General features: G+C 64.2%; 22 protein-coding genes. 11 read left to right on the top strand and 11 right to left on the bottom strand.

All coding sequences use genetic code 11. The features are described from left to right. Positions 1–90: 90 nt before the first annotated feature. The 3 genes from WIT60_RS08425 to lpxC form a co-directional block, all read right to left on the bottom strand. Complete coding sequence (locus WIT60_RS08425; protein ID WP_339583495.1) at positions 91–1,986, bottom strand: propionate--CoA ligase; 1,896 nt, start codon at positions 1,984–1,986, stop codon at positions 91–93. 119 nt (positions 1,987–2,105) lie between these two features. Next, entirely contained in the window at positions 2,106–2,291 is a 186-nt protein-coding gene (locus WIT60_RS08420) for a hypothetical protein (protein WP_320363091.1), read from the bottom strand. 18 nt (positions 2,292–2,309) lie between these two features. After that, complete coding sequence (gene lpxC / locus WIT60_RS08415; RefSeq protein ID WP_339583494.1) at positions 2,310–3,245, bottom strand: UDP-3-O-acyl-N-acetylglucosamine deacetylase; 936 nt, start codon at positions 3,243–3,245, stop codon at positions 2,310–2,312. Between the two features lie 276 nt (positions 3,246–3,521). Here lpxC and WIT60_RS08410 point away from each other — a divergent pair, with 276 nt between their 5' ends. From WIT60_RS08410 to WIT60_RS08395, 4 genes are all read left to right on the top strand, one after another. After that, on the top strand, positions 3,522–4,688 hold the full coding sequence (locus WIT60_RS08410; protein WP_339583493.1) for a hypothetical protein: 1,167 nt from the start codon (positions 3,522–3,524) through the stop codon (positions 4,686–4,688). Continuing rightward, on the top strand, positions 4,679–5,815 hold the full coding sequence (locus WIT60_RS08405) for a hypothetical protein (RefSeq protein ID WP_339583492.1): 1,137 nt from the start codon (positions 4,679–4,681) through the stop codon (positions 5,813–5,815). Before WIT60_RS08410 ends, WIT60_RS08405 begins: the two co-directional genes overlap by 10 nt. A 65-nt stretch (positions 5,816–5,880) precedes the next feature. Further along, positions 5,881–6,540 carry a hypothetical protein gene (locus WIT60_RS08400; RefSeq protein ID WP_339583491.1) on the top strand — a complete coding sequence of 220 codons (660 nt, stop codon included), beginning with the start codon at positions 5,881–5,883 and terminating at the stop codon, positions 6,538–6,540. Positions 6,541–6,581: 41 nt separating this feature from the next. Then, on the top strand, positions 6,582–8,057 hold the full coding sequence (locus WIT60_RS08395; RefSeq protein WP_339583490.1) for a CsgG/HfaB family protein: 1,476 nt from the start codon (positions 6,582–6,584) through the stop codon (positions 8,055–8,057). A 33-nt stretch (positions 8,058–8,090) separates the two neighbouring features. Here the strand turns inward: WIT60_RS08395 and WIT60_RS08390 are convergent, their stop codons facing one another. After that, positions 8,091–9,320: a class I SAM-dependent methyltransferase gene (locus WIT60_RS08390; protein ID WP_445207676.1), complete on the bottom strand. Its 1,230-nt coding sequence runs from the start codon at positions 9,318–9,320 to the stop codon at positions 8,091–8,093. Positions 9,321–9,340: 20 nt separating this feature from the next. Here WIT60_RS08390 and WIT60_RS08385 point away from each other — a divergent pair, with 20 nt between their 5' ends. From WIT60_RS08385 to WIT60_RS08360, 6 genes are all read left to right on the top strand, one after another. After that, entirely contained in the window at positions 9,341–10,138 is a 798-nt protein-coding gene (locus WIT60_RS08385) for an SDR family oxidoreductase (RefSeq protein ID WP_339583489.1), read from the top strand. 5 nt (positions 10,139–10,143) lie between these two features. Then, positions 10,144–10,515 (top strand): dihydroneopterin aldolase, encoded by a 372-nt coding sequence (locus WIT60_RS08380; RefSeq protein ID WP_339583488.1) that lies wholly within the window; start codon positions 10,144–10,146, stop codon positions 10,513–10,515. A 110-nt stretch (positions 10,516–10,625) separates the two neighbouring features. Continuing rightward, positions 10,626–11,618 carry a tRNA 2-thiocytidine(32) synthetase TtcA gene (gene ttcA / locus WIT60_RS08375; RefSeq protein ID WP_445207675.1) on the top strand — a complete coding sequence of 331 codons (993 nt, stop codon included), beginning with the start codon at positions 10,626–10,628 and terminating at the stop codon, positions 11,616–11,618. Between the two features lies 1 nt (position 11,619). Further along, on the top strand, positions 11,620–12,228 hold the full coding sequence (locus tag WIT60_RS08370) for a DUF4136 domain-containing protein (RefSeq protein WP_339583486.1): 609 nt from the start codon (positions 11,620–11,622) through the stop codon (positions 12,226–12,228). Positions 12,229–12,253: 25 nt separating this feature from the next. Then, on the top strand, positions 12,254–13,648 hold the full coding sequence (gene glmU / locus WIT60_RS08365) for a bifunctional UDP-N-acetylglucosamine diphosphorylase/glucosamine-1-phosphate N-acetyltransferase GlmU (protein WP_339583485.1): 1,395 nt from the start codon (positions 12,254–12,256) through the stop codon (positions 13,646–13,648). Between the two features lie 45 nt (positions 13,649–13,693). After that, on the top strand, positions 13,694–14,542 hold the full coding sequence (locus WIT60_RS08360) for a J domain-containing protein (RefSeq protein WP_339583484.1): 849 nt from the start codon (positions 13,694–13,696) through the stop codon (positions 14,540–14,542). 4 nt (positions 14,543–14,546) lie between these two features. On the opposite strand, the gene WIT60_RS08355 is transcribed toward WIT60_RS08360, so the two are convergent. Continuing rightward, positions 14,547–15,044, bottom strand: coding sequence for an Lrp/AsnC family transcriptional regulator (locus tag WIT60_RS08355; RefSeq protein ID WP_339583483.1), 498 nt, complete (start codon positions 15,042–15,044; stop codon positions 14,547–14,549). A gap of 161 nt (positions 15,045–15,205) precedes the next feature. Between WIT60_RS08355 and glmS the strand changes: the two genes are divergently transcribed. Next, complete coding sequence (glmS, locus tag WIT60_RS08350) at positions 15,206–17,086, top strand: glutamine--fructose-6-phosphate transaminase (isomerizing) (RefSeq protein ID WP_339583482.1); 1,881 nt, start codon at positions 15,206–15,208, stop codon at positions 17,084–17,086. A gap of 486 nt (positions 17,087–17,572) precedes the next feature. On the opposite strand, the gene WIT60_RS08345 is transcribed toward glmS, so the two are convergent. From WIT60_RS08345 to glnT, 6 genes are all read right to left on the bottom strand, one after another. Then, positions 17,573–18,385: a hypothetical protein gene (locus tag WIT60_RS08345; RefSeq protein WP_339583481.1), complete on the bottom strand. Its 813-nt coding sequence runs from the start codon at positions 18,383–18,385 to the stop codon at positions 17,573–17,575. Further along, entirely contained in the window at positions 18,382–18,741 is a 360-nt protein-coding gene (locus WIT60_RS08340; RefSeq protein WP_339583480.1) for a hypothetical protein, read from the bottom strand. Before WIT60_RS08340 ends, WIT60_RS08345 begins: the two co-directional genes overlap by 4 nt. A gap of 537 nt (positions 18,742–19,278) precedes the next feature. Beyond that, positions 19,279–20,643 carry an FMN-binding glutamate synthase family protein gene (locus WIT60_RS08335; RefSeq protein WP_339583479.1) on the bottom strand — a complete coding sequence of 455 codons (1,365 nt, stop codon included), beginning with the start codon at positions 20,641–20,643 and terminating at the stop codon, positions 19,279–19,281. 12 nt (positions 20,644–20,655) lie between these two features. Next, positions 20,656–21,345 carry a protein glxC gene (locus WIT60_RS08330; RefSeq protein WP_339583478.1) on the bottom strand — a complete coding sequence of 230 codons (690 nt, stop codon included), beginning with the start codon at positions 21,343–21,345 and terminating at the stop codon, positions 20,656–20,658. Next, positions 21,333–22,253 (bottom strand): class II glutamine amidotransferase, encoded by a 921-nt coding sequence (locus WIT60_RS08325; RefSeq protein ID WP_339583477.1) that lies wholly within the window; start codon positions 22,251–22,253, stop codon positions 21,333–21,335. The genes WIT60_RS08330 and WIT60_RS08325 overlap by 13 nt, the downstream gene beginning before the upstream one ends. Positions 22,254–22,282: 29 nt before the next feature. Continuing rightward, positions 22,283–23,671 (bottom strand): type III glutamate--ammonia ligase, encoded by a 1,389-nt coding sequence (gene glnT / locus WIT60_RS08320; protein WP_339583617.1) that lies wholly within the window; start codon positions 23,669–23,671, stop codon positions 22,283–22,285. Positions 23,672–23,783: the final 112 nt, after the last annotated feature.

Raw genomic sequence — 23,783 nt, 5'->3', positions numbered from 1 at the left:
ATTCAGGGCGTCAAAACCCGCATTGTGCGACAAGGGCCTGCGCTTGACCATCCCGAGGACCTTGCACGGGCGCTCGGGACACGCTCAACGTCAGCGTTGTGCCGCTTCCTGCAACTGCTGCAGGGCGGTCGGGTCTTCGATGGTGCTCAGGTCGCCGGTTTCGCGGCCCTCGCACACCGCCTGGATGGCGCGGCGCAGCAGCTTGCCCGAGCGGGTCTTGGGCAGCACGTTGACAAAGTGCACGCGCGCTGGACGCGCCACGGCACCCAGTTGCTGGTCCACTGTGTGCATGATCTCGGATTCGAGCTGCTGGCGGCCGGCGTCGTCGCTCACGCGGCTGGCATCGCGGGGCACCACGAAGGCCTTGGCCACCTGACCCTTGAGCTGGTCGGCCACGCCCACCACCGCCACCTCGGCGACACCGGGGTGGCTGCTGATGGACTCCTCGATCTCGCGGGTGCCCAGGCGGTGGCCGGCCACGTTGATCACGTCGTCGGTGCGGCCCAGGATGAAGTAGTAGCCGTCCGCATCGCGGATGCCCCAGTCGAAGGTGTTGTACACCTGCTTGTGCGGGAAGGTGGACCAGTAGGTGCTCACAAAGCGCTGGTCATCGCCCCACACGGTCTGCAGACAGCCGGGGGGCAAGGGCCCTTCGATGGTCAGCACGCCCTTCTGGTTGGCGCCGGTCAGCTCTTCACCGGTCTGGTCGTCGAGCAGCTTGACCTGGTAACCCGGCATCGGGAACCCCGGCGAGCCCAGGCGCGGTGTCAGCGTCGGGTCCACGCCGCGCGCCAGACTCAGGATGGGCCAGCCGGTTTCGGTCTGCCAGTAGTTGTCGATGATGGGCTTGCCGATGGCATCGCCAATCCAGGCGGCGGTCGGCTCATCCAGCGGCTCACCGGCCAGGAACAGCTGCTTGAGGCTGGACAGGTCGTGGCGCTTGAGGCAGTCCGGGTCCTGCTTCTTGAGCACGCGGATGGCGGTGGGCGCCGAGAACATCACATTGACCTTGTACTTCTCGACCAGCGACCACCAGATGGCTGCGTCCGGACGGATCGGCAGGCCTTCGTAGATGATCGTCGTCATGCCGGTGAGCAGCGGGCCGTAGACGATGTAGCTGTGGCCCACGACCCAGCCGATGTCGCTGGCGCAAAAGAAGGTCTTGCCCGGCTTGCCGCAGTACACCTGCTCCATGGAGGCCGCCAGCGCCACGGCGTAGCCGCCGGTGTCGCGCTGCACGCCCTTGGGCTTGCCGGTGGTGCCGCTGGTATAGAGCGTGTAGCTGGGGTGAGTGGCTTCGACCCACTCGCAGGGCACGATGGCGTCCATCACGCTGCTGCGGGCGTCCCAGTAGTCCACGTCGCGCGGGGTTTGCATATCGGCCGGGGCCAGCTTGCGGTCGACCAGCAGCACATGGGGCACGTGGTGGGTGCTCTGGCGCAGGGCCTCGTCCAGCAGCGGCTTGTAAGGGATGACCTTGCCACCGCGCGAACCGGCATCGGCGCTCACGATGACGGTGGGCCGGGCGTCGTCGATGCGGCTGGCCAGGGCGTGGCTGGCAAAGCCGCCGAACACCACCGAGTGGATGGCGCCCAGGCGCACCGTGGCCAGCATGGCGATCACGGCCTGCGGGATCATGGGCATGTAGATCAGCACCCGGTCCCCCTTGCCGACGCCCAGGCCGTGCAGGATGGCGGCCATGCGTTCGACCTCGACCAGCAACTGGCCGTAGCTGATCGTCTCTTCGGTGTTGGTCTCGGTGGACACGAAGACCAGGGCAGCCTGGTCGGCCCGGTCGTGCACATGGCGGTCGACCGCGTTGTGACACAGATTGGTCAAGCCACCCACAAACCATTTCGCGAAGGGCGGTTGGCTGTGGTCGCAGACCGTGTCGAACGGACGGTGCCAGTGGATGCGGGAGGCCTGTTCGGCCCAGTAAGCGTCGCGTTCGTGGATGGAACGCTCGTACAGCGCGCGGTAGCTCATGCTTGCTCCTGAAGTGCCTCAGCGGGTAGCCGAAGCTTCAGGTCGCAGATGCTAGTGCGCCCCTTGATTCAGGGGGGAGGGGACTATCCCGTGGTGAAGCTGTGCAGACTTGATCTGCCTCAAATGAACACCGCGGCGCGGCGCAGCACGATCAGGCCGATGAAACACAGACCCAGCACCACGCCCCAGCGCAAGGACAGCATGGCCCACTGCCGCCAGCGTGGTTGACCGGTGACCGTGAACACGGCCATGTTTAGCAGGAAGGACAGGGCCAGGATCATGCCCAGGGTACGAAACAGAACCATGCTGGGCAACCTTGCGCGTTACCAAGCCGGGGCCAGTTCGGCCATGCCACGCGGGGCCTTGGCCTCGTCCTCGAACGTGACGATCTCCCACGCATCCTGCTGCGCCATCAGCGCGCGCAGCAGCTGGTTGTTCATCGCGTGGCCCGACTTGTAGGCGGTGTAGCTGGCCAGCAGCGGGTAGCCCGCCACATACAGGTCGCCGATCGCGTCGAGGATCTTGTGCTTGACGAACTCGTCGTCGTAGCGCAGGCCGTCGGCGTTGAGCACGCGGTGCTCGTCCACCACGATGGCGTTGTCCATGCTGGCGCCCAGGCCCAGGCCGCGCGAGCGCATCATTTCCACGTCCTTGGTGAAGCCGAAAGTGCGGGCGCGGGCGATGTCGCGCTTGTACTGGCCGGTGCTGAAATCGAACTCGACGCGCTGGCCGGTCTGATCGACGGCGGGGTGGTCGAAGTCGATCTCGAAGGTCAGCTTGTAGCCGTGATACGGCTCCAGGCGCGCCCACTTCAGCGAACGGCCTTCACCTTCGCGCACCTCGACAGGCTTGAGCACGCGCAGGAACTTCTTGGGCGCCTTTTGCAATTCGATGCCGGCGCTTTGCAGCAGGTACACAAACGCGGCCGACGAGCCATCGAGGATGGGCACTTCCTCGGCGGTGATGTCCACATACAGGTTGTCCAGCCCCAGGCCGGCGCATGCCGACATCAGGTGCTCGATGGTGTTGACCTTGGCCAGCCCCGGATCGCCACCGGGCGAGATGGTGGTGGCCATGCGGCAGTCGCACACCGCCCCGGTGTTGACGGGGATGTCCACCGGCTCGGGCAGGTCCACGCGGCGGAACACGATGCCGGTGTTGACCGGCGCCGGGCGCAGCGTCAACTCGACGCGCTGACCGCTGTGGAGACCCACGCCCACGGCGCGGGTGAGGGATTTGAGGGTGCGTTGAGGCAACATTCCCCCATTATCGGGGGGCTGACGATGCTTTGCAGTGAGACTTCGCTATGACCCTGATTGACGACGCGCAAGGGCCTCATCAAGCCCCCCCGTCAGGGTGAAGTCCGAGAGAGGGGGAGCTCACTACAATGCCGGCATTAAAAGATATTCAGGGATATTTCTATATGTAACGTGCGCAGGCACGTTTGCGCGCGCGTCACTGCTGCGCCTCTTTTCTTTTTGAACATTCCGTTTGCCGCTCGGCAAGCGGTGTTGGCGTTCGTCTGGCTTTAAAACATGAAGAAAATCATTGGCAGGTTCTGGGCTATTTGTTTGCTGCTGAGTGGGGTCTCTGCAGGTGCGACAGAGGTGTATTTTGCGGGAATGGCCTATTCAGGTGACGCCACGTCGATCGTGGATCGGTTTCCCTATACCAGTCAGTATCTCAAAGGGCTGGAGGCCAACAAGGTTCGTGTGGGCTCTCTGATTTACAAAAATCTGGAAGCCAATCCTCCCCGGAATTTTGAGCTCGCCCCCTTGGCGGCGCAAGCGCAATTGAAAGGCCGTGACCGCGCTGTATCGGTGGCCTTGCTGCTGAACAACGAGGCGGTGTCGCTGGAGCGCTTCGGCCATTTCGCCAAGTTTTTCGTTCAACTGCGCGGCCAAGCCCTGTTCTTTGACTTCAAGTCTCAAACGGTCTTGCGCGCCTACCCCATCAGTCTGGCCTACATCGACGTCATCGACCACTATCCCTCCGAAGAGGAAGTGCACGAGCGCATCCGCTTGTTGTTCGAGGGCGCGCAGGGCAAGCCTGGCTTGTTCGGACGCTTTGCGCTCGCGGTTCAGCAAGCCAGCCTGCCCGAGGGTGTGTCCCGTTTCCTTCAGGTGAGTCAGGTCTCGGTGGCCCCCGAGGCTCTGGTGGGTCTGGCGCCGGCCCTCACGAGCACCAAGGGAGCCGCCGAAACCTGGTTGGCCGACATGCTGTCCGAAGCCATCTCCAACCGCGCCCAAGTGCCGATCCTGCCTTACGTCAAAGGCCATGCTTTGGGGAAAGTCATGGCCATGAAAATCGCCGACGGCGGTGCCTTCAATTTGAAATTACCCGAACCTGATTACACGATCTCTCTGGATCTGACTGGCGTGCGCCGGGTGGAGTTGAAGCGAACGGCTGCGGAAACTGCATATGTTTATGGCAGCTATGTGCGTCTCAAAATGGATGAGCCTTTCTCGGGCAAGAATTATCTGGACATCAACCTCAAAAACGGCGAAACCAAATTGGTGCCGGCCACGCAGGATACTGTGGATGACATTCCCGCCTATGCCGATTCCATTCGGGGCCTGTTCAACAAGGTGGCCGAGAATTTGTCGGGCAAAACCACCCCTTGGCTCAAAACTGCGGCAAGTGGCAAGGATGTGGAACAACAAATCAATCAATCAGCGGAGATCATCAAATCATGCAAGTAATCCGAATTTTGTTGACCTTGGCCTTGGCCATGTGCATGGCAGTGGCCCAGGCACAAACGCACTACGCCAAGGGCAAGTCCTCGATCACTTATTCTTCATGGAAGCTGGGTGCAGAGGACAAAGCCAAGGCCCTCAAGGCCGCTCAGATCAAGGCGATTGAAGCGTATTACGCAGACGCTGGCGAGGCCGAGTCGGCCAATTTCGAGGGCATCCGTGCCCAGGTCACCGCAGACCCGGAGGCCTTCCTGACAGACACCACCGTCTTGTCCGAGGAAGACAAGTCCGACGCCAAACAGTACAACGTCGCCGTGCGCGTGTCGCTGAACGTCGCCAAGCTCAACAACACCATCAAGGCCGGCTCGGCCGTGGCCAAGGCGGCCAAGGGTGACAAGTCCAAGCTGACCTTCCTGTTTGTCTCGCGCCAGATCGACGAGAAGAAGTCCTTCGATACCCGTGTGGTGCAGCGCGAAGACGTCACCCAACGCGTGGACGCCAGTGCATCGCAAAAGCGCAGCGGCCGTGAAGGTGAGCGCGTGAGCGGTGGCGAGGTGGGCACGCATGCCTCTCGTTCGGGCTCGCGCTCGGCCACGGTCACTTCGTCGACCATCGTCGAAACCGGTGGCAGCCAGACCCGCAAGGCCAGCCAGTCGTCTTACGCACTGATCCCCAGCGAGAACCTGCTGACCGTCTTCAAGAAGGTGTTCGGTCAGGCGGGCTACAAGGTGGTCGAGGCGGCCTACGTCGAGCCCGCCTCTGGTGGCAAGCTGAGCATCGCTGCGGTCGAGAACGATTACAAGGGCGGCAAGGACCTGAAGCCCGCCACCAAGCGCGACATGGTGATGGGTGTGCGCAACGCCAATGTGCCTTACCTGGCCTACGGCACGCTGGATGCCAGCCTGCCCGACACCGATCCGCAAACGGGGCTGCTGCGTGTGGCCATCACGGTCAACGCCAAGATCGTCGACGTGTCAGATGACATGCCCGAAGACGTGGCCAACGTTGGCCCAGTGGTCATCTATGGCGTGGCGCCGGAAGAAGAAGAGGCCCGCACCGAAGCACTCAAGCAAGCGGCCACCCGTGCAGCACGGGATCTGGTCAGCCAACTCACCAACAACGGCGTGAAGTGAGTGGCGCCAGCGCAGTCTGCAAGCCCCTCATCTTCATTCACTCACGTATTCCAGAAGGAACCCTCATGTCTCAACGCATTGTTCGTCCTGTTTTGATGGCTGTCACCCTGTCGGCTGCCCTGATGACCCCTTGGCACGCCTCCGCTCAATTGGGCGGTTTGGGTGGCCTGATGGGGGGCAAGTCCTCCTCCGAGAAGGCGCCTGCGGGTGGCGACGTGGTCGCCCAGCAAGACCAGCTTGTGAAGGAGTATGTGGCGGCTGACCGCAGCGTGCTGCGCGGACAGGCCAAGATGGCAGAAGCGCTGGGCCTCAAGCAGCGCGCAGCCACCTTGGCGGCCACAGCCGACGCGCTGACCAGCGGCTCCACCCAAGACAACCTCAGCGAGGCCGACAAGGTGGTCAGCGAAGGCAATGCAGAGTTGGCTGCCCGCATGAAAGAAAACCCCGAGCTGGATGCTTCCGCCAAGGCCCTCTACAAGGAAGGTTTGCTGGACACCGCCAAGGCTGTGCGCGCCTATGCGGGCTTGAAGTCTCGCTTCGATGCTTTCAAGACGGCGCTGTCGTCGGCGTCGCCCATGGTTCTGCCGAAGCTGGGTGCGGGCTCCTACATCGTGCGCAGCTTCCCGGGCAATGCCAAGAACCTGGGCTCCTCCATGTCGATGGCGGTCGATTTCGCTCGCAGCCAGCGCATTGAGGTGCCCAAGGACGCCACATCGGCCATCTGATGTCGGCACGCTTACATGAACCCCATCCTGGGAGCATTGCCATGAATGCAATCCGTTGGAGTGCAGCGTTGTGCGTCCTCATGGCGCTGACGGCCTGCGATCGCAAGACGGAGTCGAGCGCGCCGCCGGCCTCTTCGGTACCCTCGGCGGTGCCTGCGGCCTCTTCCGCGGGGGGCGAGCGCTCCGTTACCGGAGGTCTGGACGTGGGGGGCGTCAAGACCGTGCAGGTGACCGCCTCCGGACAAGGCGCCACCTCCGCCGAAGCGATCGACGAGGCCATTCGCCAAGCCATTTTGCAGGTCAATGGCGTGGCCCTCTCATCCAACGCGGCGCGCTATCGCATGGCGTCTCAGGTGGTGTCGGGGGCTCACAGCATCAGCATTCAGTCGGATGGGTTCGCGCAAGAGGTGGTGCAGCGCTCCGAAGGGGCCTTGACCTCGTTTCGTGTGCTCAGCCTGAGCGAGCCTTCCTCCGGCGCATCGGACGCCGCGGCAGGCAAGAAGCAGTTCACGGCCACCATCGAAGCCTCCGTTGCCAAGTTTGACGCGCCTGCACAGGCGGGCAAGCTCAAGATCGTCATCGGGCCCATCCGCACCGCTTCTGGCAGCTATCAGGTGGGTGACCGCACTTTGTCTGCCGATCAGGTGCGCGAGGCCATTCGCCAGGATCTGATGACCGCCCTGGGCAACTCCGGGCGCTTCATCGTGCTGGACCGTGGGGTGGACGATGCCTTGCAGTCAGAGATGGACCTGATCGCCGAAGGGCATGCGCCCACCGCCGAGTTGGCCAAGCGCGGTCAGGCCATGACGGCCGATGTGGTCTGGGTGGGGACACTCAATCAGTTCGCCTACACGTCTCAGACGCGTCGCCTGGAAACCAGTGATCGCCCGTTGGTGAGCTACTCGGGGGGCTGGTCGCTGTCTCACAAGCTGGTCAATGTGGCCACCAGACAGGTCCTGCTGTCTGACACCTTGCAGGGGCAGTTGCCGTCCACGGCACCGACCACGTTGTCCCGCGGGGTGAATGGGGCTCAGCTGGCCAGCGACATGCGGCAGTCCTTGACATCCACAGCCCTGCGCTCTCTGTTGCTGCGCACCTTCCCCATCACCATTGCCTCGCGTGACGGGCACAACGTGATCCTGAGCCAAGGCGGGCAGTCGGTGACGGCGGGCGCGCGGTATCAAGCGGTGGTCATGGGGCCCGAGGTCAAGGACCCTCAGACCGGACAATCCTTGGGGCGTGTGGAGAACGCATGCTGCGAGGTGGTGGTCGACAAGGTCTTGCCGACCATGTCTCAGGCGCATCTGGAGAACATCCAGATCAAGCTCGATGGCCTGCAGCCTGGGGACATTCAACTGCGTGAACTCAGCGGTCGCTCTGCGCCGGTGGTCGCTGCGGCAGCCTCCGCGCCGCGTGACGAGGCCCCTCGCAAGGCCAAGCCGAGTGTCAAAACCTCGCGTGCATCCTCGGAAGCACCCGGCGGCGACGCGGTGCGTCGATACGAGAACGACTGGTAACGCGATCGGTCGGGGATGCCGTGAGGCGAGTGATCAGAGGGTGTGTGTTCGGTCGCCGTGCGCAAACCCGATGGCCTCGAACCACGGCCCCTTGACGAAGCCGATCACCTTGAACAACTCGCCCATTTCGTGCTCAGCGAGCAGCATCTGCATGGCGGCACGGGCTTTCAGTTGCTCGGCGGTGCTGGCTTGACCGGTCTGTGCCAAGGCCTCACCCAAGCCGCAATTGGTCAGGAAGCGCCCTTGTGAGGTGTAGCCCAACACCTCCCAGTCGGCCTCCTGGCCGGCCAGCGCGATGCCGGTGAAGTTGACGTGGCTGGTGATGTCCTTCTCGCCCACCTTGACCAGCGGGTCGGGGTCGCTCTGGTGCAGGTGGTGGCACATCAGCGTGCCGCCGGTGCGCTGTGGGTGGTAGTACTCTGCCTCGGGGAAGCCGTAGTCGAGGAAGAAGGCCGCGCCGCGCGTCATCCGTTCAGCCAAGGTGGTCACGAAAGCCTCGGCCTGGCCGTGGGTCTCGGTGACGGTGCCGGGTACGTACTCGCTGTCGGCGCGCTCGGTGGGGGGGCGCACGCCTTCAGGGGCAGGGCGGTCCAGCCATACGAAGCGCGGTGGCACATCCGCCACACCGCCTGGCGTCGCCCCCGCGGCCAGGTCGGGAGCGGTCTCCGGGCCTGCCAGGCCCACGCCGCGCTCCATCCAGTGCTCACCGTTCCAGCTCATCAAGTGCACCGGCATGGCATCGAGCACCTCGTTGCCCACGATCACGCCTTCCATCGTGTCGGGCAGGCTGTCGGCCCAGATCACCTTGTGGACGAGTTCGGGGTGTTCCTTTTGCAGGCGCTGGTGCTGGCGGTCGCGCAGCGTCCCCGACAGGTCGACGATGGTGTAGCGCGTGATGCGCTCGCCCAACTCGCCCAGCAATTGCTCGGCCAGCGCGCCGGTGCCCGCGCCAAACTCCCAGACCTCGTTCGTACCGGTCGCGTCCAGCGCCTGGCGCAGTTGCGCCGCCAAGACCTTGCCGAACAACGGCGTCAATTCGGGGGCGGTCACAAAGTCGCTGCCGTCTTGCGGGCCTGCGCCGATCACGCGTCGGCCACCGCTGTAATAGCCCAGCCCCGGGGCATACAGGGCCAATTCCATGAAGCGCTCAAAGCGCATCCAGCCGCCGCGTTCACGGATTTCGTGGGCAATCAGGTCGGCCAGCGGGTGGCCGTTCAGAGGGGCGGCCACTACACTGTGGTCCGTTGTCGTCGGGCGGTTCATGCCCCATTGTAAAAAGACCCATGCCTGATTTGTCTGATCCCTTGCCTTCGCCATCGGCTTCCGGTGCGCGCCGGGTGGCCCTGGTGACCGGTGCCGGCAAACGCCTGGGCCGCCATATTGCCTTGACCCTGGCCCAACAAGGCTGGGACGTGGCGGTGCATTGCCGCGCCTCGCGCACCGAGGCTGACGCCACGGCCGACGAGATCCGCGCCCTGGGCCGACAGGCCGTGGTGCTGAGCGCCGACCTGTCCGATGAAGCGGCGGTGCGGGCCCTGCTGCCGCTGGCCGTGGCCGAACTGGGGCAGGTCGATGCCGTCGTCAACAGCGCGTCCACCTTCGAGTACGACACCGCCGCCACCTTCAGCTACGCGATGCTGGAGCGTCATCTGCGCGCCAACACCGCGCCAGCCATCGTGCTGGCGCAGGCCCTGACCGAGCACGTGGCCCAGCGGGGTGCCCAAGGCGCCGTCGTCAACCTGCTGGACCAGAAACTGTGGAACCCCAACCCGGACTTCCTCAGCTACACCCTGTCCAAGGCAGCCTTGGAGTCGGCCACCACCTTGCTGGCGCTGGCCCTGGCGCCCGCCGTGCGCGTGGTCGGCGTGGCCCCCGGCCTGACGTTGACCAGTGAATGGCTGCAAGGCGAGGCCTTTGCCCAGGCCCATCGCCTGTCGCCCTTGGGGCGCTCGTCCACGCCTGAGGATGTGGCGGCCACGGTGGCCTTTGCCCTGGGCAACCGCTCGATGACGGGCACCACGCTGCTCGTCGATGGCGGTCAGCACCTTCAGCGCTTCGAGCGCGACTTTTCCATGATGTGAGAGACATGTCCCTGACCAAAGGCAACCAGACCCTGAACCTGACCGGCTTGCGCTTCGACGCCAACCTGGGCGTGCTCGACCACGAGAAAACGGCGCCGCAGCCCATCATGGTGGACGCCGAGCTGAACATGGGCAGCCAGCCCCTGCTGCCCAGCGACGACGACCTGATGCACGTGCTGGACTACCGCCGCGTGCGCACCATCATCATCGAGGAGTGCACCGCCCAGCACGTCAATCTGCTGGAGACGCTGATCGGCAAGCTGTGCAAGCGCCTGATGGAGTTGCCCGGCGTGCAAGGCGTGCGCGTGCGCATCGCCAAGCTGGAAATCTTTGACGACTGTGAAGTCGCCATCCACATGGAAGCGGGCCAGTGGTGAGGCCCTGAGACTCGGCGCCGTTGGAACGGCACGGGTTCTGCCCCAGCCTGAGGGGGCAATGCAGGGGGCGGGTTTGGCGTCTGAAGGCGAATCGGCGAAAATGGAAGGTTATGACCCCAGCCGCCCCCGCCATGTCCGAATCCATCCTGTCGCCTGAAGCCGTTGACACAGCCGATGCCGCCGAAGCCGCGCGCCTGAAGAAGGAAGCCTTCGAGCGCAACAAGCTCAGCAAGCGCCTGCACCGTGAAGTGGGCGAAGCCATCACCGACTTCAACATGATCGAAGACGGTGACAAGGTGATGGTGTGCATGTCGGGCGGCAAGGACAGCTACGCCATGCTCGACATCCTGATGAACCTGCAAAAGCGGGCGCCTATCAAGTTCGAGATCGTCGCCGTCAACCTCGACCAGAAGCAGCCCGGTTTCCCCGAGCATGTGCTGCCCGAGTACCTGACCAAGGTCGGCGTGCCCTTCCGCATTGAAGAGCAGGACACCTACAGCGTGGTCAAGCGCGTGGTGCCCGAGGGCAAGACCACCTGCTCGCTGTGCTCGCGCCTGCGCCGCGGCATCCTGTACCGCGTGGCCACCGAACTGGGTTGCACCAAGATCGCCCTGGGGCACCACCGCGACGACATCCTGCAGACCCTGTTCATGAACATGTTCTTCGGCTCCACGCTCAAGGGCATGCCGCCGAAGCTGGTGACCGACAACGGCGAGCACGTCGTGATCCGCCCGATGGCCTACTGCCGTGAGCAGGACCTGGCCAAGTACGCCGAACACCGCGAGTTCCCCATCATCCCGTGCAACCTGTGCGGCAGCCAGGAAGGCTTGCAGCGTCAGCAGATGCGCGAGATGATCAACGAGTGGGATCGCAAGTTCCCCGGCCGCGTGGACAACATGTTCACCGCGCTGTCGAACATCATTCCCTCGCACCTGATGGACCGCAAGCTCTATCCGTTCACGACGATCCAGGCCACCGGCAAGCCCATGCCCGGCGGCGATATCGCGTTCGACGAGGACGAAGACTGCGGTGATGTGAACAATGGTCTGCCGGCCGAGACCGCCGTGTCCCTGTCGGCCATCCCGATCCGAAAGGCGGTGTGACATGCGACGCTGGCTGCTGGCTGTTCTGTGGTCTCTGAGTGTCTTGGGCCTGGCCGGTTGTGCCGGCACCCCGAACGTGGTGAGCCAGGTCTCCAGCTATGGCAGCTGGCCTGCCGGTCGCGCGCCGGGTACGTATGTGTTCGAGCGCCTGCCTTCGCAGCAGGCCCAAGCCGGTCTGCAAGACAAGCTGGAAGCCGCCGCCGCGCCGGCCCTGAGCGCCGCGGGTTTCCGCAAGGTCGACAAGCCGGAGCAGGCCGAGGTGAGCGTGCAGCTCAGCGCCCAGAGCCGTGAAGACCGCAGCATGCGCTACGACCCCTTCTGGGGCGGTGGCCGCTTCGGTTTTGGGGGCTGGTGGGGCACCGGTGGCTGGGGCGGCATTGGCCTGAGCATGCAGATGGAGCCCACCTGGGTGCAGATGCAGGTGGACCTGCTGATCCGCGACCGTCGCAGCAACCAGGTGCTGTATGAAACCCACGCGGTGCACGACCGCCAGAACACCGTGGACTTGGGCTTGCTGCCCTACCTGTTCGAGGCCGCGCTCAAGGATTTTCCGCACCCGGCCGTCAGCCCTCGCACCGTGACCGTCACACGGCCGGTGGACAATCGCTGACCATCCCATTCAATTCAGGTTTTTCATGTCGCTTTCGATCGTCATCATGGCCGCGGGCAAAGGCACCCGCATGAAGTCTTCGCGTCCCAAGGTGCTGCACAAGCTGGCCGGTCGGCCCATGTTGTCGCATGTGATCGCCAGCACATCGGGCCTGCAGGCCGCGCAGCAGGTGGTGATCACGGGCCATGGCGCCGAGATGGTGGAAGCGGCGATGAAGGCCGAGTTTGCGCAGGCCCCGCTGCAGTTCGTGCGCCAGGAGCCCCAACTGGGCACCGGCCACGCCGTGCAGCAGGCCGTGCCCGTGTTGCCCGACGACGGCATCACCCTGATCCTCAATGGCGACACGCCGCTGATCCATGCCAGCACGGCGCAAGCCCTGGTGGACGCCTGCGCGGGCGACAAGCTGGCGCTGCTGACCATCCGTCTGGATGACCCGACCGGCTATGGCCGCATCGTGCGTGACGAGACCGGCGTGAAGGTGCTGGCCATCGTCGAACACAAGGACGCCACGCCTGAGCAGCGTGCCATCTGCGAGGTCTACACCGGCATGATGGCTGCGCCCACCGCACGCCTGAAGCACTGGCTGTCGCAGCTCAACAATGACAACGCCCAGGGCGAGTATTATCTGACCGACGTGGTCGCCATGGCCCAGGCCGAGGGCCTGAGCGTGGTGGCTGCACAGCCGCGCGACGAGGTGGAGGTGCTGGGTGTCAACAGCCCGGCGCAGCTGGCCGACTTGGAGCGTCGCCACCAGCGTGCGCAGGCTGAGCGTCTGATGGAGCAGGGCGTGCGCTTGGCCGACCCGGCTCGTTTCGACCTGCGTGGCACCTTGCAGTGCGGCCAGGATGTGGACATCGACGTCAACTGCATCTTTGAAGGCAATGTGGTGCTGGGCGACGAGGTGCAGATCGGTGCGAACTGCGTGATCCGCAATGCCACGATCGGGCGCGGCGCGGTCATCCACCCCTTTACCCACATCGACGGTGACACGCTGGGCGCGCACGTCGGCGAGGGCTCGTTGATCGGGCCGTTTGCCCGCCTGCGCCCCGGTGCACAGCTGGGCAACGAGGTGCACATCGGCAACTTCGTTGAAGTGAAGAACAGCACGCTGGGCAACGGCGCCAAGGCCAACCACCTGGCCTATCTGGGCGACGCGACCGTGGGTGAGCGCGTCAACTATGGCGCCGGCAGCATCACGGCCAACTACGACGGTGCCAACAAGCACCGCACCGTGATCGGCGACGATGTGCATGTGGGTTCGAACTGCGTGCTGGTGGCGCCCGTCACCCTGGGCGCAGGCGTGACCATCGGTGGTGGCAGCACCATCACCAAGGACGTTCCGGCCGAGAGCCTGGCTGTCGCACGCGGCAAACAGGTCACCCTGTCTGGGTGGCAGCGCCCTCAGAAAATCAAGCGCTGAACGGCTAACATCCTGTCACCAATTGCTGTGCTGGATGTTGTTGCCGTGAACCATTACGAACGCTTGAAAGTCACCCAGGATGCACCGCCTGAGGTGATTCGCGCGGCGTACCGGGCGCTGGCGCAGGCGCTGCCACACGACGAGCACCGCGAGGCGCGGCTGACGGAACTCAACGCGGCCTACGAGACGCTGATCAACCCCGAGAGCCGTCAGGCCTACGATGCGGTGCGGTCGCTGGAGGTGCCTGATGCCGCGCCCGAGGCCATCTCGCCGGGTGAGGGGGCATCGTCATCCACCGACGCGGGCGTGGACATTGCTCTGGATGCCCTGGCCGTCGCGCGGTCAGATGCATCGTCGAGTGAGACAGCAAACGATGAGGATCTGGGCGACCCGTGGCAGTCTGTGTACGACGCGCCGACCTTTGACCGTCCCCAGCCTTGGCCGCGGCAACCGATGGTGTGGGCGGCAGGGATGCTGGTGTTGCTCATGACCGCCGGCCTTGGGGTGTGGATGTGGCAGCTGTACAAGGCCAATCAGTTTGCCCAAGGCATGGCGGTGCAGGTGGAGCAGGGTGCGTCTGCCGTGTTGTTGCCGCCCGACCCGATGCCGGCTCTGCCGGTGACCGAGTCCCCGCGCAAACTGAGTCTGGAAGAGTTGTCGCGCTTGTCTGATGAGGAGTTGCTGGCCGTGTTGCCCACGCTGGGCGCCAGCGCACCGTACAGCGAGCGCAGCGTGCGGGAGTTGCCCTCCGCGGTGGGGCCGGGTGCGCTGCGATCGGGGGGCAGCAGCCGTCACCCCTTGGATGGGGCGCCACTGAACCTGCGCACCGAGGGCGAATTGGTCGACCCCTTGGCGCCTGAGGTGTCCTCCCGCTCTGCCGTGCGCGGACGTTGACGCATCAGGCGGGCGGCAGCGGGATTTGCGAGCCGAATTTGGCGCGCTTGACCGCAAAGAAGGCGCGCACATTGCGCACCTGATGGTGGGCGGTGAACAGGCGCTGCGCTAAGGCCTGGTAGGCCGGCATGTCGGGGACCTGTACCACCAGCACAAAGTCTGGGCCTGGGGACACCCGCCAACACTGCTGGACCTGGGCATCGGCCACCACGAGGGCTTCGAACGCGTCCAGGGCTTCTTGGGTCTGCATGTCCAAGCTCACCTCCACCAAGGCGCTCACGCCCCAGCCCAGCGCCTCGGCCACGCGGTGGGGCGAGAGGATGGCGACCTGTTTTTCGATCACCCCCTCGTCGCGCAGGCGCTTGAGGCGGCGGTGACAGGTGGCGGGTGAGAGGTGGGCCAAGTCGGCCAGGGCCTGGTTGGACAGGCTGGCGTCGTCCTGCAACAGCGCGAGCAGGCGCAAGTCGGTGGCATCCAGATGAAGGGGGGGAGCTGCATTCATGGATGAATATTTCACCATATCTGAATCTTCGTGGGATTATTTCTTGCGTTGGCGGTGTTCGGTTGATCCTTTCGTTTTTGGTTTGAAATAGATGGGAAATTTCTATTCAAAGTCTCTAGGATGCGGAATCGTTTGATATTTCTGTCTGGGAGCACCAAAGCATGTGTGGCATCGTCGGCGCCGTAGGCTCGCGCAACATCGTTCCGGTTCTGGTCGAGGGTCTCAAGCGCCTGGAATACCGGGGCTATGACTCCTGCGGCGTGGCGGTGTTGCAAGACGGCCAACTGCGTCGCTCGCGCAGCACCCAGCGTGTCGCCGAACTGGGTCACCAGACCGAGCAAGACGGCATCGACAGCACCGTGGGCATCGCCCACACCCGCTGGGCCACGCACGGTGCGCCTGCCGTGCACAACGCCCACCCGCATTTCTCGCATGGCCCAGGGGCCGATGCGCCCACCACCAAGCCTGGTCGCGTGGCCCTGGTGCACAACGGCATCATCGAGAACCACGAAGAACTGCGCCGCGAACTGCAGGCCAAGGGCTATGTGTTCCTGAGCCAGACCGACACCGAGGTCATCGCCCATCTGGTGGACCACCTGTACGACGGCGACCTGTTTGCCGCCGTCAAGGCCGCCACCGCGCGCCTGACCGGTGCCTACGCCATCGCCGTCTTCCACCGTGACGAGCCGCAGCGTGTCATCGGTGCCCGTCAGGGCTCACCGCTGATCATGGGCGTGGGCGGCGTGGACGCCAGCGAGCGCTTCCTGGCGTCCGATGCCATGGCCCTGGCCGGCGTGACCGACCAGATCGTGTACCTGGAAGAGGGCGATGTGGTGGACCTGCAGCCGGGCCGCCACTGGATCGAGCACCTGGGCGCCGATGGTGTGCACCAGCGTGTCGAGCCTGAACAGCGTCCGGTGCGCACTGTGACCGCGCACAGCGGTGCGGTCGAGTTGGGCCCGTACCGCCACTACATGCAAAAGGAAATCTTCGAGCAGCCGCGCGCCATTGCCGACACGCTCGAAGGCATCGAGGCCATCACGCCCACGCTGTTTGGTGTCGAGGCCGATGCCGTGTTCCAGCAGATCGACCGCGTGTTGATCCTGGCGTGTGGGACCAGCTATTACTCGGGTTCGGCGGCCAAGTACTGGCTGGAGTCGATCGCCAAGATCCCCACGCAGGTGGAGATTGCCAGCGAGTACCGCTACCGCGACAGCGTGCCCGACCCGCGTACGCTGGTCGTCACCATCAGCCAGTCGGGCGAAACGGCGGACACGATTGCCGCGCTGAAGCACGCGCGCAGCCTGGGCATGACGCAGACGCTGACCATTTGCAACGTGAGCACCTCCGCCATGGTGCGCGAGTGCAAGTTGGCCTATGTGACGCGTGCCGGTGTGGAGGTGGGGGTGGCCTCGACCAAGGCCTTCACGACCCAGCTGGCGGGCTTGTTCCTGTTGACGCTGACGCTGGCCAAGCAGCGTGGCCACCTGACGGCGGAAGCGGAGGCCCAACACCTGAGCGCCATGCGCCACCTGCCCGTGGCCTTGCAGGCCGTGCTGGCGCTGGAGCCGCAGATCGTGGCCTGGGCCGAAGCCTTCGCCCGCAAGGACAACGCGCTGTTCCTGGGCCGCGGTCTGCATTACCCCATTGCCTTGGAAGGCGCACTCAAGCTCAAGGAAATCAGCTACATCCACGCCGAGGCTTACCCGGCTGGTGAGTTGAAACACGGCCCGCTGGCGCTGGTGACGGCCGAGATGCCGGTGGTGGTGGTGGCGCCCAACGACACCCTGTTGGAAAAGCTCAAGAGCAACATGCAGGAAGTGAAGGCGCGCGGCGGCGAGCTGTACGTGTGCGCCGACGTGGACACGCAGATCCAGGCTGAGCCCGGCATCCATGTGATCCGCCTGCCCGAGCACTATGGCGCGCTGTCAGCCATCTTGCACGTGGTGCCGTTGCAGTTGCTGGCGTATCACACGGCGTGCGCGAAGGGTACGGACGTGGACAAGCCACGGAATCTGGCGAAGAGTGTGACGGTGGAGTGAGGTCTGCAGGCTCGGCGGGGGTATTGTTCTCGACAATTAAAGTCGACAACAGAAAATTAAAGTCGACAACACGTCATTAAAGTCGATAACAGCCCTGCCCCATGACTTCGCAGTTGTGATCCGGCAGGGCTTTGTGCTTCTTGCTGCACCAAATCATGCTTTCCCTCGCTGCCCGATCTGCGAGAACGCTCACCTTGTGAAGCCGATTATTTTTGGCAAATAAAGTCGTAAACACGCAAATAAAGTCGTAAACAACTTGCCTAGGAGTGTGGTGCCGTGGGCACCGCTTCCAAAGTCGTAAACAAGGGAGCCAGCGTCTCATTGGGAGGGGCTGGCTTTTCTTGCGTTGGGTGTCGGATCGCTAGGCTGAGATCGGGACACAGGTAGTTCTGTCTGACCGCTGTTAGCGGCTTTCAGCTGTCGGTCTGGGGAGAGTGTCAGCTTGTGCCTGGAGCGGATGTTCATGATGCTAGCTAGTCGGTTGCCTCAGTCAGCGTCAAGCCTCACTCCAGCGGACCTAGGACGTCTGGGCTTTTTCGGCACCTTTTCGAGCGCCTCCAAAAGTCGCTTCGCATAGCTGAAACCCGCCTGTTGAACGGTATTCGCTGTAAAGTGAAAACACCATAGAGATGCAAAGCCACTGGCCACAAGCAGCAGGACGATGTGAGGAGTGTCCAGGTTATTCTGTGCCAAATATGGTGGCTGCATGTGTAGCACATCAGCATGCATCAGGGACATCACAGCCGTCGCGACAGCAACAGCCAGTCCCACCCAGCGTGACCCATGGGCATTGCGAATGAAGCCATAGGACACAAGCTCCTTGAAGACAAACGGAAACGCCCGCCGGTCATTCGTGAGTGGGCGCAGGGCATCGACCGCTGCTGCGTATGTCTGGTCCGCCTTAGCGGGGTCGTCCTTTTCTTCGCCATCACTTGGTAAAGCAATACCCAAGCGTGACGAAGCAAGTTCGCGGTAACGCTCCCTCGTCAGTGGCGGCAAATGGCCGTGGCGATGTCGTAGCAACAGGGTTGTGGGCTGACCTCCCCACTGCCGAAAGAGCCGATCCTGAGCCCGTTGACCCCAAGTTCGCACGAAGCTAGACAAGAGGTACGGGCCACCGCAGGCACCGAGCACAGAAGCCAAGGTGACCGCAATCAGGTTCTTGGCACCATACAGAAGCGCAATGGACAAGATCGCCGGCAGGAGCACCAACAGCCCAGGTAGCAGGCGAGCGGTTAGATCGTACGCATCCAAGATTTTGCTGAAACCGAGGCGGTCGGTCAGTTCGCCGCCGCTCACGCCGAAACTCCTTCCAGCGTGTACTCAGTTTCGACCTCGATGCTGCCAATGTAATTTGGGAAGGTCTTCGCCCCATCATTCGTCAGATCGCTACGCTTGTACGATTCGTTCGAGACATAGAAGTGGACCTTGTTGTCCACCAGTTCCATCGTGATGTCGCCGGCACGATTCTGCGTGATCGTCTTGTACCCAGTGTAGTAGTTCAGGTGTCGCGACGGCGCTTCACCGATCACAATGAGTTGGGGATCCAGCTTCTCCAGCCAGGAGTCCGGAATCTTTCCGGAATCACGACCATGATGGGACGCGAATACGATGGTCGTCTTCTCCAGGCCGATGTGGTCGGTGATCTTCTCCATGAATTCGGTTTCGAGATCCCCGAGCCACATGACCGAAGCGCCGCCCTCACCGAGGCTTCCGCCAATGCCATATCTCCTGACAAGGAGTGCAATATGCCGACCTTGACGGTATTGCCTTGCGCATTGGCCCAATTGAACATGGCGGGCGTCGCCACTGAGCCTGCAATAGCCGCCTTCACAATCTTTCGCCGAGACAGAGAATTCATGAGAGTCTTCCTGTAATGTTCCAAACGCGACATGTCGCCATTCGGATGAGCAAAAAAAAAAGCCTGCGCGAACCGAAGTTCGAACAGGCTTTTTTGCCGTTTCACTGGTTGACGATATTGGCAACGAGTGATTGGTTCAATACTAAGCGAGCCTATCCGAGGGTGTCAAGCGGTTCCAGGAAAGCTGTGAGTGATTTCGCAGCGTGTGCCTTTTGGGCGGATATCGGGGGCGGCGGATCGCGTGGTGGCCGCCAAGTATCACGCGCAGAAAAGCCCTCGACGACCACGGTCGTCGAGGGCAGGCACGTCAAGACCGGCTGACGTCCGTTCTTCAGCCAGACAGGCCGGGCACCCAGCTCGTGCCGGCCAGCGGCACCTGGGCCATGGCAGCGGCCTCCACCGTCAGCGCCACCAGGTCTTCCGGCTCCAGGTGGTGCACGTCCTGCTTGCCGCAGGCGCGTGCCAGGGTGGTCAGCTCCATGTTCAGCGTCTTGAGGTAGTTCTTCAGGTGCTTGGCGCCCGACTCGGGCTCCAGGCGCTTCTCCAGCACGGCATCCTGCGTGGTCACGCCCACCGGGCACTTGCCGGTGTGGCAGTGGTGGCAGAAGCCGGGGGCAGTGCCCAGCGCGGCGTAGTCGGCCTCGGCACTGTGCAGCTCGCCTCCCTGCTGGTAAGTGTCACGGTTGCAGCCCAGGGCCATCAGCACGCCCTGGCCAATGGCCACCGCGTCCGCGCCGAGGGCCAGGGCCTTGGCCACGTCCGCACCGGTGCGGATGCCGCCCGAGACGATCAGCTGCACGGTGCCCTTCATGTCCAGGTCTTCCAGCGCCGCGACGGCCTGGCGCACGGCGGCCAGCGTGGGGATGCCCACGTGCTCGATGAAGCAGGTCTGCGTGGCGGCGGTGCCGCCCTGCATGCCGTCGACCACCACTACGTCGGCGCCCGCATGCACGGCCAGCTTGACGTCGTTGTAGACGCGGGTGGCACCCACCTTCACGTAGATGGGCTTTTCCCAGTCGGTGAGCTCGCGCAGTTCCTGGATCTTGATAGCCAGGTCATCGGGGCCGGTCCAGTCGGGGTGACGGCAGGCAGAGCGCTGGTCCACACCTTCGGGCAGGGTGCGCATCTTCGCGACGCGCGGGTTCACTTTCTGACCCAGCAGCATGCCGCCGCCGCCGGGCTTGGCGCCCTGGCCCAGCACGACCTCGATGGCATCGGCCTTGCGCACGTCATCTGGGTTGAAGCCGTAGCGCGAGGGCAGGCACTGGTAGACCAGGGTCTTGGACGACTGACGCTCTTCGGGCGTCATGCCGCCATCGCCGGTGGTGGTCGAGGTGCCGGTGGCCGTGGCAGCCTTGCCCAGCGCCTCCTTGACGTTGGCCGACAGCGCGCCGAAGCTCATGCCGGCGATGGTGATGGGGGTGTCCAGCACGATGGGCTTCTTGGCGAAGCGCGTGCCCAGCACGGTCCTCGTGCTGCACTTCTCGCGGTAGCCCTCCAGCGGGTAGCGCGACAGCGAGGCCCCCAGGAAGACCAGGTCATCGAAGTGCGGCAGCTTGCGCTTGGCGCCCAGGCCACGGATCTCGTAGAGACCGGTGTTGGAGGCACGGTGAATGTAGTCCAGCGTGCTGCGGTCGTAGCCTGCAGACTCTTCACGTTGCAGACGCTTGAAGGTGACGGGGTGTTCGGTGGTCATGTGCAGTGCTCCTCAATACTCTTGGTCAGCGTCGGCGTTCCAGTGATACAGCGTGCGGGCCGAGGCCACGCGCTTGAAATCCTGTGGGGCGTGGTCCAGGCCGGCTGCGGCCAGCAGCTCGGTCAACGCGGTCAGGTCGGCGTCGCCCAGGGGTTCGATCTGGGCATCGGCGCCCAGGCTCTTGATCTCGCCTTTTACGTAGATCACGGCCTCGTACAGCGAGTCGCCCAGCGCATCGCCGGCGTTGCCGCAGATCACCATGCGACCGGCCTGGGCCATGAAGCCCGAGAAGCTGCCCACCGAACCGCCGACCACGATGTCGCCGCCCTTGAGCGAGATGCCGCAGCGCAGGCCCGCATCGCCGTCGATGACGAGCAGGCCGCCATGGGCCGAGGCGCCGGCGCTGTTGGAGGCAAAGCCCTTGACGTGCACCTTGCCGCTCATCATGTTCTCGGCCACACCGGTGCTGGCACTGCCCAGGATGGTCACGTCGGCGAGCTTGTTCATGCCGGCGGCGTAGTAGCCCGCGTGACCGTCAATCGTCACCTTCACGCCCGCGTTCAGGCCCACGGCAATGTTGTGGGCCCCATCGGGGTTGACCACGGTGATGTGCTGGCCGTTGAGCTCGGCAGCCGGGCCGTGCAGGTACTGGTTGAGCGGGCGAACGCCGCCGTCGCTCAGATCGAATTTCAGGCTTTCCATACGTACATCTCCTCAGGGGCGGGTTCAAAGACGGTGGCGTGCTTGATGTCGGGCAGGTGGGCCAGCGAGCGGAACTCGGAGGCAATGGCCACGTAGTCGTCGGTTTCGGCCACCACGGCCGGTTTGCAGGCAAAGGGGTCGCGGATCAGGGCCAGCTCGGTCGAGGTGCCCATCAGGAAGGTGTAGAAACCGTCCAGCGCCTCGAAGCCCTTTTGCAGCGCGGTGTGCAAGGTGTCGCCCTCGCGCAGACGCCACTCCAGGAAGCGGCAGGCGGCCTCGGTGTCGTTGTCGGTCTCGAACTTGATGCCGCGCGGCTCCAGCATGCGGCGCACGCCGTTGGGGTTGGAGAGCGAGCCGTTGTGCACCAGGCAGAAGTCCTCCCCGGCGGTGAAGGGGTGGGCGCGGTCCGGCGTGACGGCCGACTCGGTCGCCATGCGGGTGTGACCCACCAGGTGGCTGCCCTGCAGCGCGCTGAAGCGGTAGCGCGCGGCGACCTCGGCGGGGGTGCCGATGTCTTTGTAGAGCTCGATGCTGCGGCCGGCCGACAGCAGGTGCAGCTTGGGCCCGTAGGCCTTGACGAAGGCCTTGACCTTGTCCAGGTCCGATGGGGCCGCGCCTTCGAAGGTCAGCACCGCGTGGTTGCCCTGGGTGCGGGCCTGGGCCTGCACCTGGAGCTCGGTGTTGAGCGCGTCGAGCAGGGCCGCCCAGTTGTAGCTGGCCCCGTCTTCGGTCAGACCCGAGTAGACGCTGAGCTTGCGTTGCCCGGAGGGCAGGGGGTCGGTGAACACGGCCAATCCGGCCGAGTCCGGGCCTCGCTCCGTCATGCCGATGAGCATGGGGACCATCAGCTCACCGAGTTGATGGCGCAGCGAGGGCTTTTTCAGTAGCAGTCCAACGATTCCGCACATGATGTGTTTGCGTCCTTTTCAGCGGTTGGTCAGAAAAATTCCAGGTATTGCTTGATCTCCCAGTCGGAGACGTGGCGCATGTACTCCAGCCATTCCATGCGCTTGAGCTTGAGGAACTCGTCGGCCACGGGGCCGAGCGCGTCCTTGATCAGCGTGTCGGCGTCGAGGGCATCGAGCGCGGCGCTGAGGTTTTGTGGCAGCAGGCCGATGCCGGCTTCCTGCAACTGCGCCTCGCTCCACTCGTAGAGGTTGACGTTGCGTGGGGTGCCCGGGTCGAGCTGGCGGTCGATGCCGTCCAGGCCGGCGGCGATCACGGCGGCGGTGGCCAGATAGGGGTTGCAGGCACCATCGGGCAGGCGCAACTCCAGGCGGCCCTTGGGCACGCGCACCATGGTCGAGCGGTTGTTGTCGCCGTAGCTGATGTAGGCCGGCGCCCAGGTGGCCCCGGTCAGCGAGCGGCCCACCACCAGGCGCTTGTAGGAGTTGATGGTCGGGGCGCACAGGGCCGTGAGGGCCGGCGCGTGGGCCAGCAGGCCGCCCAGGAAGTGGTAGGCCATCGGCGAGAGCTCCAGTCCCTTGGGGTCGGCCTTGTCGCAAAACAGGTTGCGCTGGCCATCGCCCAGGGACAGGTGCATGTGCATGCCATTGCCCGGCCGGTTGGCAAAGGGCTTGGGCATGAAGGAGCAGACCAGACCGTGCTCGTTGGCCAGCTCGCTGGCGGCCATCTTGAAGAACACGAAGTGGTCGCACGAGGTCAGGCAGTCCGTGTAGGTGTAGTTCAGCTCGAACTGGCCGTTGGCATCCTCGTGGTCGATCTGGTAGACGTCGATGCCGGTGGCGCGCATCACGTTGGCCAGCTTCTCCAGGTAGGCGCGGGTGCGCGACAGGCCCTTGTAGTCGTAGCAGGGCTTGTGCAGGGTGTCGCTGGGATCGCAGGGGGCGATGCCGCCGTCTTCGGTGCGGCGCAGCAGCGAGAACTCGGGCTCCAGGCCTGTGAACATCGTCAGGCCGCGCTCGGCCAGGCGGGCCACCTGCTTCTTGAGGACGACGCGGCTGTCGTAGACCCAGGGCTCGCCCTCGACATGGCCTTCGCAGACGATGCGCGCCAGACCGGGCTGCCAGGGCACCAGCGAGACCGTGCCCAGGTCGCCCTTGGCCATGAAGTCGGGGCCGTGCGGCTCGATGCCGACGCCGCAGATGGCGAAGCCGGCAAAGCCCGCGCCATCGGTCAGCACGGTCTCCAGGTGGGATACCGGCACGGACTTGGCCTTGGCCACGCCGTGGATGTCCACGAACTGGGCCAGCACATAGGTGACCCCTTGCGCACGCAGGTGTTGCTGGGCGGCTTGCACGGTGTCAAAGCGGACTGGGGGCACCAATTCGCCGGGTGGGGCGTCGAGGGGGAGGGGGTAGGGCATCGCGGCGTTCAAGGCAGGACTCCTTCAGGTGAGGGGATGGCGGTGTTTCCTGTTATGCAACAAGCGTGCCTGCGAGGAAACTCCATTTTGGTGATCGGCCAGGTCTGCGCAT

This window comes from Aquabacterium sp. G14, assembly GCF_037482285.1.
GTDB lineage: Bacteria > Pseudomonadota > Gammaproteobacteria > Burkholderiales > Burkholderiaceae_C > Aquabacterium.
This window is presented reverse-complemented; position numbering and strand designations above follow the sequence as displayed.